A 13850-nucleotide genomic window follows, 5' to 3' on the forward strand; every position below is an offset into this window, starting at 1 on the left:
TGGCTCCCTTTTTAATTTTTTACAGATTAAAGCTTACTTCAAACGCTCATAGCCCGGCAAAGTCAGAAACTCGACAAAATCCTCGCTGGTGGTCAGCTCGTCAAACATCTGTGCGGCTTCATCTAGCGTGCTGGCAAAGCGGCCGCTGGTGTGGATCTTGGCAACCTCCTCAGGAAGCCACTGGCGGAACAGCTCCTTGCTAACCTTGCGGCCATCGTCGAGCACGCCTTTGGGTGATCTGATCCATTGCCAGATTTGCGAGCGGCTGATTTCTGCGGTGGCGGCGTCTTCCATTAAGTTATGAATCGGCACGCAGCCAAGGCCGGAAATCCACGCGGCTAAATATTGCACGCCTACGCTGATATTGCCGCGCAAGCCGGCTTCGGTAATCGGTGCGCTTGGCTGAAAATCGAGTAAATCGCTGCCAGAAATCTGCACATCAGGGCGTTGCTTGTTGATTTGATTGGGTTTGCTGCCCAGTACCTTATCAAAGGCCGCCTGAGCGATCGCAACAAGGCCTGGGTGAGCGATCCAGCCGCCATCGTAGCCATCATTGGCATCGCGCTCTTTATCCGCAAGAACTTGCTGCATGGCTTTTTCATTGGCGGCTTCGTCGTTTTTGATCGGGATGACCGCACTCATGCCGCCCATCGCTGGCGCATTGCGATGGTGGCAGGTTTTGATCAGCAGCAAGGAATAAGCGCGCATAAACGGCACGGTCATGGTGATTAGGCTGCGATTAGCGAGGCAGAAGTCGGTATTCACGCGGAATTTCTTTATGCAGCTAAAAATGTAATCCCAGCGGCCAGCATTCAGGCCTGCCGAGTGCTCACGTAGCTCGTAAAGGATCTCGTCCATTTCAAACGCGGCGAGGATAGTTTCGATCAGTACCGTGCCCTTGATGCAGCCGTGCGGTGCGGCCAGCTCAGCCTCGGCCCAGGTAAATACATCATTCCAGAGCCGTGCTTCTAAATGCGATTCCATTTTTGGCAGGTAGAAATAACACGATATACCTTGGGCTAGACGATATTCAAGGTTATGAAAAACCGCGAGGCCAAAGTCAAATAGCGAGCCCGACATGATTTCGCCATCAACTTCAACGTGCTTTTCCATCAAATGCCAGCCACGCGGGCGCAGAATCAGCGTGGCGATTTCTGAATTGAGTTTGTATTCTTTGCCGTCCGCAGAGCGGTAGGAGAGCTCTTTGCGGTAAGCGTCTTTGACGTTGATCTGGCCTTCAACTTGGTTTTCCCAAGTGGGGGTATTGGAGTCTTCAAAATCGGCCATAAATGATTTTGCACCGGAGTTCAGCGCATTAATCATCATCTTGCGTTCAACTGGGCCGGTGATTTCGGTGCGCCTATCCAGCAAATCGGCGGGCAGGGCAGAGATGCTCCAATTGCCATCGCGGATATGTTGGGTGTCGGGTAAAAAATCAGGCACTTCACCCGCATCGATGCGGGCTTGGCGATTGACGCGAGTGGCCATCAGCTCACGGCGGCGCGGCTCAAAACTACGGTGCAGCTCAGCTAAAAAAGCCAGCGCATCGGGAGTAAGAATAGGGGCAAAGGCCGAGCTGACAGGCCCTAGAACTTGAATGCCTGCTAGTGTGTTGGTCATGATCTTTCCCTTATTTTTAGAGGGAAAACCCAAACCTTGAAACACGGAGAGCACGGAGGACACAAAGTTTTACGGAGAAAACCAAGAGGGTTTTCTCCGTGGCTCTCCGTGTTCTCCTTTTCCTCCGTGTTTTAAGAGCTGGGTTTTAGGTTTTAATGAAACTGCTCTTCTTCAGTCGAGCCTTTCAGTGCGGTGGTAGAAGACTGGCCTTGCTGGATCACTTGCGTGACCGAGTCAAAGTAGCCTGTGCCTACTTCACGCTGATGTTTCACTGCGGTAAAGCCACGGTCTGCTGCTGCAAACTCGGATTCTTGCAGCTCAACAAAAGCACTCATGCCGCGGCGAGCGTAGCCGTGGGCAAGGTTAAACATGCCGTAGTTCAGTGCGTGGAAGCCTGCCAAGGTGATGAACTGGAATTTGTAGCCCATCTTGCCTAGCTCCGCCTGGAAAGTGGCGATGGTGGCGTCGTCTAGATTCTTTTTCCAGTTAAACGATGGTGAGCAGTTATAGGCTAGCAATTTGCCAGGGAATTGCGCATGGATAGCCGAGGCAAACTTACGTGCGTATTCCAGATCTGGCTTACCTGTTTCACACCATATAAGATCAGCGTAAGGAGCATAGGCTAGGCCACGGCTGATCGCTTGCTCTAGACCTGGTGTGGTTTTGTAGAAGCCTTCTGGGGTGCGCTCGCCGGTGCAAAATGGCTTATCGTTGGCATCCACATCGGAGGTCAGCAAATCAGCCGCTTCTGCGTCGGTACGTGCAACAACTAGCGTTGGCACGCCCATGATGTCGGCAGCAAAACGCGCTGCAACTAGTTTTTCTACCGCTTCACGCGTTGGCACTAATACTTTGCCGCCCATGTGGCCGCATTTTTTAACCGATGCCAGCTGGTCTTCAAAGTGAACGCCAGCAGCACCCGCTTCGATCATAGATTTCATCAGCTCGTGCGCATTCAGCACGCCGCCAAAGCCCGCTTCTGCGTCGGCTACGATAGGGGCGTAAAAATCGATGCTGTCGTCGCCTTCGGCGTGATTGATTTGGTCGGCACGGGTCAGCGTATTATTGATGCGGCGCACCACCAGTGGCACTGAGTTGGCTGGGTAGAGAGATTGGTCTGGGTACATTTCACCCGCGATGTTTGCATCGGCGGCCACTTGCCAGCCGGATAGATAAATCGCTTTTAAGCCAGCCTTAATTTGCTGCATGGCTTGGTTGCCAGTTAGCGCGCCTAAAGCGTGTACATAAGGCGTTTCGTTAAGTAAAGACCATAGCTTTTCTGCGCCTCGGCGGGCCAATGTGTGCTCCACTTGCACGCTACCGCGCAGGCGTTCTACATCGGCGGCAGTATAAGGGCGGGTGATGCCTTTCCAGCGCGGGTTAGTATCCCAGTCTTGCTGGATGGCTTGGATTTTTTGTTCCTTCGTACTCATAACAATACTCCCTAATGGGTGATGGGCTGCATGTCTAAGTAAAGCATTTTATAGCCGTGTTGCAGAGTTATTTTGCAGTGCACCATTCGATTGTAGTTATAAAATGTTGACTACATATTGGGGCTTTCATGTACTTTTTTTGTAGTAAGAATTGAGTCAAGTAGTGGTCAATAAGTGCTTGAAATGACAAGAAAATAAGCTTTGAATTAATCCACCTTAAAACGACTGTTTTAAAAGCATAAAGTTGCAAAATAATAGATAAATGTAGTTTTTAATATATTTTTATTTGTCAGCTACATGCTGCTAAACAGGTGTTTGAAGAAAAAACTGCGTAGAAAAATGTAAATTTTTTGAGTGTTTTTGTGGCAGATTAGCTAAAAAAAATCTGAAAAAAAGGATAAAAATGCTCAAACCGCTGTGCTCAACGGTGTATTGAGTTGATTTCCTAGACTTAAACTGCACGCTCTTACTATCTATGCTCTTGAAATGCTCCGTGATAACCCCATCTGCCTTTGCATGTTTGAAATAGTTTTGACTGGAGTTCCCTATGAGCAACGAAACTGAACAAGTACAAGAAGTATTGGCTGCCACTGCTGATATAGCTGTTGATGCGAGCCTTGAAGCATCTAGCGAAAGTAATACTTTAGATGCACAGTTAGCCACTGCAACTGCAGATATTGAGAAAGCCCGTCAAGACGTGCTGTATGCCAAGGCTGAGGCAGAAAATAATCGCCGCCGTGCACTTGAAGAAATCGACAAAGCCCGCAAATTTGCGGTTGAGAAATTTGCGATGGAATTGCTGGCGGTAAAAGATTCGCTAGAAATGGCATTGAGCGATCAAACCGGTGATGTCGAAGCCCTGAAAAATGGCGTGGAACTCACTTTAAAGCAGCTCACTGCGGCGTTTGAGAAATCGCAATTGATCGAAATTAACCCAATGGGTGACAAGCTAGACCCGCATAAGCACCAAGCGATTGCGATGGTGCCAAGCGAAAGCGAGGCGAACACCGTGGTGCAAGTCATGCAAAAAGGCTATGAGTTAGCTGGCCGCGTGATTCGCCCTGCGATGGTGATGGTTTCAGCGGCGAAGTAATTTTATGAATGGGCACGGCATGCCGTGCCCCTACTTGAAAATGTTTGTGGCATCCCCATTTCGTAAACATGGTTGTTAATTTACCGCTGCCTAAGGGCAAGCGAAGACAAGGAAAAATTAAAAATGGCAAAGATGATTGGTATTGACTTAGGCACAACAAACTCTTGCGTGGCAGTGTTTGAAAATGGCCAGCCTAAAGTAATCGAAAACGCTGAAGGCACACGTACAACGCCGTCTATTATTGCTTATCAAGAAGACGGTGAAATCTTGGTTGGTGCTCCAGCTAAGCGTCAGGCTGTAACCAATCCAAAAAATACTTTGTACGCGGTAAAGCGTTTGATTGGCCGCAAGTTTGAAGATAAAGAAGTACAAAAAGACATCGACCTGATGCCTTTTGCCATTGTTAAAGCCGACAACGGCGACGCATGGATTTCGGTACGTGACAAAAAAATGGCCCCGCCACAAATCTCCGCAGAAGTACTGCGCAAGATGAAGAAAACCGCCGAAGATTACCTTGGTGAAGAAGTAACAGAAGCGGTTGTAACCGTGCCTGCTTACTTTAACGATGCACAACGCCAAGCCACTAAAGACGCTGGCCGTATCGCGGGCTTGGATGTAAAACGTATTATCAATGAGCCAACAGCTGCTGCGCTGGCCTTTGGTATGGATAAGCACGAAAAAGGCGACAGCAAGATTGCTGTGTATGACCTAGGTGGCGGTACATTCGACGTATCCATCATCGAAATTGCCGATGTAGATGGCGATAAGCAATTTGAAGTATTGGCCACGAACGGCGACACTTTCTTGGGCGGTGAAGATTTCGACCAACGCATCATTGATTACATCATTGATGAATTCAAGAAAGACACAGGTATCAACCTGAAGCAAGACGTAATGGCGCTGCAACGCCTGAAAGAAGCGGCAGAAAAAGCCAAGATTGAATTGTCATCTACTACGCAAACAGAAATCAACTTGCCGTACGTGACGATGGATGCATCCGGTCCTAAGCACTTAACGCTGAAAATTACTCGCGCTAAATACGAAAGCTTGGTTGAAGACCTAGTCGCCCGCACCATCGAGCCTTGCCGTATTGCATTGCAAGACGCAGGCCTAAAAATTACTGATATTGATGACATCATCTTGGTTGGCGGTCAAACCCGCATGCCTATGGTGCAAGATAAAGTTAAAGAATTCTTCGGCAAAGAAGCACGTCGTGACGTAAACCCAGATGAAGCGGTTGCCGTGGGTGCTGCATTGCAAGGCTCGGTATTGTCTGGCGATCGTACTGACGTATTGCTGCTGGATGTAACCCCGTTATCCCTAGGTATTGAAACCATGGGTGGCATCTTGACTAAGCTGATCAAGAAAAACACCACGATTCCGACTAAGGCATCGCAAGTGTTTTCTACCGCAGAAGACAATCAAACAGCAGTAACCATCCATGTATTGCAAGGTGAGCGTGAACGCGCTTCGGCGAATAAGAGCCTAGGCCAATTTAACCTTGGCGATATTCCACCCGCAGCACGCGGTGTGCCACAGGTTGAAGTGACCTTTGATATTGATGCCAACGGTATCTTGCACGTAGGCGCTAAAGATAAGGCTAGCGGCAAAGAAGCGCGCATCACCATTCAAGCTTCAAGCGGTTTATCCGAAGCTGAAATCGAAGCAATGGTTCGTGATGCTGAGCTAAATGCTGAAGAAGACAAGAAATTGACTGAATTGGTAGGCGCTCGCAACCAAGCCGATGGCATGGTTCACTCGGTGAAAAAATCACTGGCCGAATTTGGCGACAAGATTGGCGCGGACGAAAAAGCCAAGATTGAAGCGGCCATGGCCGAAGTTGAGCTGGTACTGAAAGACCACGCGGACGATAAAGAAAAGATCGAAGCGGCAACAGCCACGCTGACTGAAGCATCGCACAAATTAGCTGAGCAAATGTACGCACAGCAGCCTGAAGGTGCAGCAGCGGCTGGCGCAGCTGGCCCTGAAGCAGATGCTAAAAAAGATGACGGCAATGTAGTTGATGCTGAATTCACTGAAGTAAAAGATAAATAAGCACTGCTTATTTAAATGAAAAACAGGCCCGCTGATGCGGGCCTGTTTTTTTGCCAGCGAGATTTAGCTGAGTTTAAATCGGCTGATAGATTGTTTTAAGCCATTGGCTAATTGCACCAGCTTGTTCGATGAATTGGCAACCTCTTCTACTGCGGCGCGGTTTTCCTCGGCCATTTGTGCAATGCGCTCCACGTTTTGAGCGAGATCGGTGCTTACTGAGCGTTGTTGAGATAAGGCGGAGGCAATATCGTTGATCGATGTTTGCACCTTGATGGAGCCCGCTTTGATTTGATCCATCACCTGATTAGTGCGCCCTGATGCGCTAGAGACTTGGCTTACACTTTCTTGGCTAGATTGCATGCCGCTTACCGCTGCACGCGTTCCTTGTTGGATGGTTTGAATCATGCCGGTGATCTCTTGTGCAGAGCTGGTGGTGCGCTCCGCTAGTTTTCTTACCTCGTCAGCTACCACAGCAAAGCCTCGGCCTTGCTCCCCAGCACGAGCGGCTTCAATGGCGGCATTTAAGGCTAATAAATTAGTTTGATCGGCAACATCTTTAATGACGGTTGCAATATTGCCGATATGGATCGAGCTTTGCTCTAAATCAGCAATATGTGCGCCGGTGCTATTGACGTTTTCTAATACATTATCAATGAGCGTGTTTGATTTTCTGACTTCTTCGCTACCGGAATTAGCCAGCAGTCCTGCTTCATTGGCCTGTTGGTTGGCTTCAGTTGCACTGGCAGAAACACTATCAATACTGACGGTTAATTGCTCTACCCCTGCTGCGGATGAAGAGGCAGATTCTGATTGGGTTTGGGAGCTAATAGCAACTTGCTGTGATGCACTGGCTAGCAGGTCAGACATATTAACTAGCTCATCACTATTGCGGATAATTCCCTGAATGGTGGCTTTTAAATCGGCCTGCATTTTTGATAAATCTTTTTGCATGCTGGCCAATTCATCGTTGCCCTCCACATCAATATGCCCGCTTAAATCACCATGACTAATGCGATCTAAAGCGCTACGCACATGGGCAACCGGAGTGGTAATGCTTTTGGTTAAAACAAGCCCCAGCGCAATGCCTAATGCAACAGCAATCAAAGTAAGGACAATAGATTTGGTTTTTATAGCGGCCAGCTCGTTGCTGCTGGAGGCAAGTGCTTCGTCTGAGAGTTTTTTATTCAGATCAACTAAGGCACTTAAGTCATCATCTAAAATCTGAAATGCAGGCGCAACGCTGCTCGCCATAAGCTCTGAAGCCAGTTTTGCGTCATTGGCTAGGCCCGCTGCCATGGCTGGCCTAGTGGCTTCAAGGTATTTGGGCCATTGATCATCAATTTGTTTTAGTAGCACTTTTTCTTCTGGGTTTAAATCAGTCGCTCGATATTGATCGAGCAGTGCTTTCATTTTTGCTTCTTGGGTGTTTATGCTGTCTTTTATTTTTGCCATTTTTGCGTCATCAGGCTCAAGTGCATAGGCATAGAGCCCACGGTGATGATATATGGCCGCCATATTGGCATTGGCTACTGTGATTATAGGCAGCAGCTCATTATCGTGCATTTCCAGAGTCAGATGCTGCATGGATGCCGCCCCCTGAAAGCCTAAAATGCCCAAGATGAGCGTTAAAAGGGCGCAAAGTAAAAATCCGATAATGAGTCTAGTTGAAATAGCAAAGTTACTTAAAAAACTCATGATCAAACCTCTTTTCTTTGTAAGGAAATACATTAGGTATTCATAGCAACTTTAGTTAGTTTGTGCAAACTACAAGTCATCAAAGGTGGGGCTTTTGATTATTATCTTATGGTTTTGCAAGCTGGCCTTTTGAAAGGCGCTATCCATGTTATGCCAGATCGGTCTCACACGGTGCTGCGCATTGCTCAGCACCCATCTTGTATTTATGGCTTCACTCTATATTTAATAGCGGATGTCGTACAACTTAGTAATACAGTCTATGCTCGTGATTTTTGTGTTTTTTATGTATTAGCTTATCTTGGCTATTTGATTAAGCCCCAAGCAATGTAAATCGGCCCATTGCTTGTTTTAAGCTACCGGCAAGTTTAAGTAGCATACTGGATGAGCTGGCGACCTCTTGTACAGCTGCGCTATTTTCTTCGGCCATTTGGGCAATTTTTTCGACATTTTGCGCCAAATCGCTACTTACTGATTTTTGTTGAAAGATAGCTGTAGAAATATCCCTTACCGCCTCTTGTACCTTGCCTGACTCTAGCTTGATTTGTTCCATAACCTTGTTGGTTTGATCAGAAGCAATCGCAACTTTTTCAAAGTGATTGCCCGATGATTTGCCCGATAAAGCACTCTGCCCTCCAAGACCAGCAACCATACTTGTGATCTCCATTGCGGAGTGGGTGGTGCGCTCGGCCAGTTTGCGTACTTCATCGGCCACCACAGCAAAGCCACGGCCTTGTTCTCCAGCTCGGGCGGCTTCAATAGCGGCATTTAAAGCCAATAGATTGGTTTGATCGGCCACATCTTTAATAATAACGGCGATGCTGCCAATTTGAATTGAGCTTTTTTCTAGCTCAATTAGCTTGGCATTAACACCTTCTAATACCTCGCGAATTAAATGGGCGGAGTGGCTCACTTCGGCAGTGCCTGAATTGGCAAGCTGGCCTGCTTCACCCGCTTGTTCATTGGCAGTGGCTGCGCTTAAAAATACGCTATCAATGCTGCCGGAAAGTTGTTCTACGCCTGCAGCAGAGGATGCGGCTGATTCTGATTGTAGTTGCGAGCTGGTGGCAACTTGCTCCGCTGCGGTAGCAAGGGCACTACTCATGGTGAGTAGTTCATCACTTTCATGAATCACATGGGCAATCGTTACCGATAGCTCTTTTTGCATATGCTGTAAGGCGGTTTGCATGATGGTGAGTTCGTCATGCCCGGTGATTTTGATGTTAGAGCCCAAATTACCTTGGCTAATTAAGAGCAGTGATTCTTGCACGCTTTCTAATGGATCATTGATGCTGGATGCAATTTTTTTTCCTAAAACAAAGCTAAGAACAATGGCTGCTGCGGTAATGAGTATCGCTTTGATAATTACAAAATGCATATGAGTTTTACTTTTTTCTAAAGATAATTCAGCGAGTTTTTTATTGAAATTAACTAATTCGCTTAAGTTATCATCAAGTGGCTGAAAGACAGCGTGCACTTGATTGGCCATTAATTTAGAAGCAAGCTTACTATCATTGGCTCGCCCTGCTGCGATAGCTGGTTGGGCCGCTTTGATATACGCTGGCCAAAAATTATCGGCTTTTTTTAATAGCTCTTTTTCAGAGGGGGTTAAGCTGGTTGCACGGTATTTATCTATTAGGGCATTATATTTTTTTTCATGCTCGCTCATGGATTGAAGAATAAGATCCATTTTTTTATCATCCGATTCTAAAGCATGGGCATAAAGAGCACGGTTATGATAAATCGCTTCCATATTGGCGTTGGCTAGATCCATAATCGGCACAAGCTGGTTGTCGTACATATTTATTGATTCATCAAACATATCTTTGGTAGCAAGTATTCCTAACACGCCAACTATGAGTGTTAACAAGGAGCACAGTAGGAAGCCTGAAATTAGTCTTTTAAAAATTGAGTATTCGCGAAGAAAAATCATGTTGGTTCCTGTTGTATATAAGTAAGGAAAACATTGCTCTTGCTATTGATAGCTGAAATAGAGAGCGGATTCAAGCTATTTGCTAATGAATAATCCTAGGCGGTAAAATATTAGCAATGAGGGAGCTAAAGAAGGGTATATGCTTAAAATGGATTTGTAATTTATTAAATCTGGTTATTTCTGCTTAGTCAGCATAGTTTATTGATAAGAAATTTCTAGCTTAGATTGAGATAGCACGGCTTTTTTGTGACAATTATATTGTGAGTGGTAAATGAAATAATAATTTTATAATTACCAATGGATTATTTTATTTTCTGATATTAATTGGATGAAATAAAATTTTTACTCATTATGCCTTTTGCTCAATAGCGCCTATGCAAATCGTTCTTTTAGAGTTGCACGCTGTTTGCTGTTTTTGTATTTATAGGGTGGGTGAAACCTGTGAGCAATGCTCAATAAATATGCGGGGTTCACCTGACTTACGATGTTTATGAGGCGTTTGAACAAGAGGCATGGGCATAATCAGTTATAGGTTTTTAAAAATTATGGCAATGTTTACTGGCAATCTGCTCCTTACTCATCTGGCTTGAGTTGCTGCTGCTTAATCTTTTTGCTGGGGCTTGTAGATTGAATGCTTCGCCCCCATGTGCAATCAGTTGATGAATTCAGGGCGCAGCCTGCTGTGCAGGATTAAAAAGATGGCTAAAAAAGATTTTTACGACACGCTAGGTGTGAACCGCGATGCGGGTGATGACGAGATTAAAAAAGCGTATCGCAAACTGGCAATGAAGTACCACCCAGACCGTAACCCTGATGCAAAGGATGCGGAAGAAAAATTTAAAGAGGGTAAAGAAGCCTACGAGGTCTTATCCGACGCGCAAAAACGTGCGGCCTACGATCAATACGGCCATGCTGGCCTTGATCAGCAATCAGGCATGGGCGGTGGCGGTGGCGGAGCAGGCTTTGGAGATGCGTTTTCTGATATCTTTGGCGATATTTTTGGCCAGGGCGGCGGTAATCGCGGTGGGCGCTCTAATGTATATCGTGGCGCAGACCTGCGTTATAACTTAGAAATTAGCCTTGAAGAAGCGGCGCGTGGTGTAGAGCGCCAGATTAAGATCCCTTCGCATGAAGAATGCGGCAGCTGCCATGGCAGTGGGGCGAAGGCGGGCACGCAAGCTAAAACTTGCCACACCTGCGGTGGCCATGGCCAAGTGCGTGTGTCTCAAGGCTTCTTTAGCCTGCAGCAGACTTGCCCAACCTGTCACGGTAGCGGTAAGTACATCCCTGATCCATGCCGCCCTTGTTCGGGTACTGGCCGTGTCAGCACGCATAAAACACTGGCAGTAAAAATCCCAGTTGGCGTGGATGAAGGCGATCGTATTCGCTTAAGCGGCGAAGGCGAAGCCGGCGTAAATGGTGGCCCATCTGGCGATCTGTACGTGGTGATTCATGTGAAGGCGCATTCGGTGTTCCAGCGTGATGGCAATGATCTGCATTGCGAAATGCCGATCAGCTTTACCATTGCGGCCTTGGGCGGGGAAATTGAAATCCCTACGCTGGATGGCAAAGCGCGGATTACTATCCCTGCAGAAACGCAAAGCGGTCAGCAGTTCCGCCTGCGTAGCAAGGGGATTAAAGGCGTACGCAGCGCCATTACCGGCGATTTAATGTGTCATGTGATTTTGGAAACGCCGGTTAAACTGACTGCGCGTCAAAAAGAATTGCTAAAAGAGTTTGAAGAAATCAGCCAAGGCGATTCTGATAAGCATAATCCACGGGCTAAATCGTTCATGGATAAAGTAAAAGATTTTTTCGCTTCATAATAAAGTGGAATAGTTAAATCATATCCACTTAATAACAAGGCCAGTGCATTGGAAATGCACTGGCCTTGTTGCTTTAAGCGCGCTGAAGTGGACAGCCATAAGTCTTCTTGCCTTTTAGAGCAACTATCGTCATTCCCGAGTGTTTTTATCGGGAATTCAGTAGGCTAGATTCCCGCCTACGCGGGAATGACGAACTAGATTGGCATAAGGTTGAAAAATTGATTGCAGAGTACTTATTTGATTAAGCGGAACACATAAGGTAGGCGGTAGGCTTCACCTTTACTGGCGCTGATGGCGGCAATAATGCAAAACACCACATTGGCCAGCCCAAGTAAAAATATGCCTAAAAAGCCTACTAAAATAACGGTTAATACCGCGCTAATGGCATAGCCTATCATCACGGTAATAGACCAATTGAGCGCCTCTTTTGCGTGCTCTTGCACAAAAGGGTCATCCTTTTTAAGTAAAAAGACGATAAGTGCAGGGATAAAACCAAAGAAAATACTGCCCACCCAAGTTAGTGCAGCGATGGTATTAGAGTCAGACTTGACTGGCGTGGTTACTGGAAATTGATTTTCATCCATCTTGGTCTCGATCACGAGGCAGAAAACTCATTCTAGGTGGCAGGTTTAGCCTAGAGCAAGCGCCATGTTTACATTGCTTAAAAGCTTAGGCCGTACTGTTGTAATCAAATTGCTTTGTCTTGATGCATTAGCGTTTTGCTAAGAGTGGGCCAAAATTAACTAATAGCACCCCAACCGCAATAAATACCGCGCCTAAGATCCGCAGGCTGCCAATTTCGCGCATAGGTAGCCCTAAGATGCCGAAGCGATCAAAAAGTAAGGATGCAGTAATTTGCCCCGCCACAATCAAGGAAACCATTGCTGCCACACCAATTCGAGGCGCAAGCAAGGTAGTGCCAAAGACAAACAATGCACCCATTAGCCCACCAGTAAGTTGCCACCAAGAGGCTTGGCCTAGCTGGCTTAGCCCCGTCCACTTTTGCCCACTTAAAATAGCGCAGAGTGCCAGCGTGAGTGTTCCTATAGAAAAAGACAAAAGTGCCGCCAGTAGCGTACTGCCACCAATGACGCCTTTTAATTGATTGTTGACGGCCGATTGCAGTGGAACGATTAGGCCAATGATGATTGCAAGAAGGTAGTAGGGGAGTTGCATGAGGGCTTTGTTGGCTGGGTTGAAGTAGCCATATTGTAGGGTGGGCACGCCTTTGTGCCCACGCCTTTATGCTTAGGCGAGCAATCCCTTGCCCGCCCTTGGCATTAAGCCTTGTGATAAACCTCAGCCCCCTTTTTGATAAATTCAATCGATTTGGTTTGCATGCCGATTTGATTGGCATCTGCTTCGGCAATCCCTTGTTTAGCCGCAAACTCACGCACATCTTGGGTGATTTTCATTGAGCAGAAATGCGGGCCGCACATCGAGCAAAAATGCGCCACTTTGCCGCTGTCTTTTGGCATGGTTTCGTCGTGATATGAGCGGGCGCGATCAGGATCTAGGCCCAGATTGAATTGATCTTCCCAGCGAAATTCAAAGCGGGCTTTAGACAGCGCATTGTCGCGAATCTGCGCGCCGGGGTGGCCCTTGGCAAGATCCGCTGCATGTGCCGCCAGCTTGTAAGTAATGATGCCTTCTTTCACATCATCTTTATTCGGTAGGCCCAAATGCTCTTTTGGCGTGACATAACAAAGCATGGCGCAGCCGTACCAGCCAATTTGCGCGGCACCAATGGCGGAGGTGATGTGATCGTAGCCGGGGGCGATATCGGTGGTCAGTGGCCCGAGGGTGTAGAACGGCGCTTCATGGCACCAATCTAGTTCCAGATCCATATTTTCTTTGATCAATTGCATCGGCACATGGCCAGGGCCTTCGATCATCACTTGCACATCGTGCTGCCAAGCGATTTGTGTGAGTTCCCCGAGTGTTTTTAGCTCGCCTAGCTGCGCTTCATCATTGGCATCCCAAATCGAGCCAGGACGCAGGCCGTCGCCCAAGCTAAAGGCTACATCATACTTTTTCATAATTTCGCAGATGTCAGCGAAATGAGTGTAAAGGAAGCTTTCTTGATGATGGGCCAAACACCATTTCGCCATAATCGAGCCACCACGGCTAACAATGCCGGTCATGCGGCCAGCGGTCATCGGCACGTAGCGCAGTAAGACGCCAGCATGGATGGTGAA

Annotated in this window: 10 protein-coding genes; 3 read left to right on the forward strand and 7 right to left on the reverse strand. The window is 47.2% G+C overall.

What is annotated here, in order from left to right; genetic code table 11:
- Positions 1-33 precede the first annotated feature (33 nt).
- Both aceB and aceA read right to left on the reverse strand, forming a co-directional pair.
- Entirely contained in the window at positions 34-1620 is a 1587-nt protein-coding gene (gene aceB, locus Q0R17_RS13125; protein ID WP_293935744.1) for a malate synthase A, read from the reverse strand.
- A gap of 152 nt (positions 1621-1772) precedes the next feature.
- The gene (gene aceA / locus Q0R17_RS13130; RefSeq protein ID WP_293935745.1) at positions 1773-3053 is read right to left on the reverse strand and encodes an isocitrate lyase; all 1281 of its coding nucleotides are present in this window, start codon (positions 3051-3053) and stop codon (positions 1773-1775) included.
- Between the two features lie 547 nt (positions 3054-3600).
- Between aceA and grpE the strand changes: the two genes are divergently transcribed.
- Both grpE and dnaK read left to right on the forward strand, forming a co-directional pair.
- The gene (gene grpE / locus Q0R17_RS13135) at positions 3601-4146 is read left to right on the forward strand and encodes a nucleotide exchange factor GrpE (protein WP_293935746.1); all 546 of its coding nucleotides are present in this window, start codon (positions 3601-3603) and stop codon (positions 4144-4146) included.
- A 123-nt stretch (positions 4147-4269) separates the two neighbouring features.
- Complete coding sequence (gene dnaK / locus Q0R17_RS13140) at positions 4270-6201, forward strand: molecular chaperone DnaK (RefSeq protein WP_293935747.1); 1932 nt, start codon at positions 4270-4272, stop codon at positions 6199-6201.
- A 63-nt stretch (positions 6202-6264) separates the two neighbouring features.
- On the opposite strand, the gene Q0R17_RS13145 is transcribed toward dnaK, so the two are convergent.
- On the reverse strand, positions 6265-7896 hold the full coding sequence (locus Q0R17_RS13145) for a methyl-accepting chemotaxis protein (RefSeq protein WP_293935748.1): 1632 nt from the start codon (positions 7894-7896) through the stop codon (positions 6265-6267).
- Positions 7897-8206: 310 nt separating this feature from the next.
- On the reverse strand, positions 8207-9826 hold the full coding sequence (locus Q0R17_RS13150) for a methyl-accepting chemotaxis protein (protein ID WP_293935749.1): 1620 nt from the start codon (positions 9824-9826) through the stop codon (positions 8207-8209).
- A gap of 698 nt (positions 9827-10524) precedes the next feature.
- Here Q0R17_RS13150 and dnaJ point away from each other — a divergent pair.
- Positions 10525-11652: a molecular chaperone DnaJ gene (gene dnaJ, locus Q0R17_RS13155; protein ID WP_130105749.1), complete on the forward strand. Its 1128-nt coding sequence runs from the start codon at positions 10525-10527 to the stop codon at positions 11650-11652.
- A gap of 233 nt (positions 11653-11885) precedes the next feature.
- On the opposite strand, the gene Q0R17_RS13160 is transcribed toward dnaJ, so the two are convergent.
- From Q0R17_RS13160 to thiC, 3 genes are all read right to left on the reverse strand, one after another.
- Positions 11886-12236: a DUF4870 domain-containing protein gene (locus tag Q0R17_RS13160; protein ID WP_293935750.1), complete on the reverse strand. Its 351-nt coding sequence runs from the start codon at positions 12234-12236 to the stop codon at positions 11886-11888.
- A gap of 127 nt (positions 12237-12363) precedes the next feature.
- Positions 12364-12876: a DMT family transporter gene (locus Q0R17_RS13165; protein ID WP_293935751.1), complete on the reverse strand. Its 513-nt coding sequence runs from the start codon at positions 12874-12876 to the stop codon at positions 12364-12366.
- Between the two features lie 56 nt (positions 12877-12932).
- On the reverse strand, positions 12933-13850 hold a 918-nt coding region (thiC, locus tag Q0R17_RS13170; RefSeq protein WP_293935752.1), incomplete at its 5' end, for a phosphomethylpyrimidine synthase.

It is taken from the genome of Iodobacter sp., assembly GCF_025352645.1.
GTDB lineage: Bacteria > Pseudomonadota > Gammaproteobacteria > Burkholderiales > Chitinibacteraceae > Iodobacter.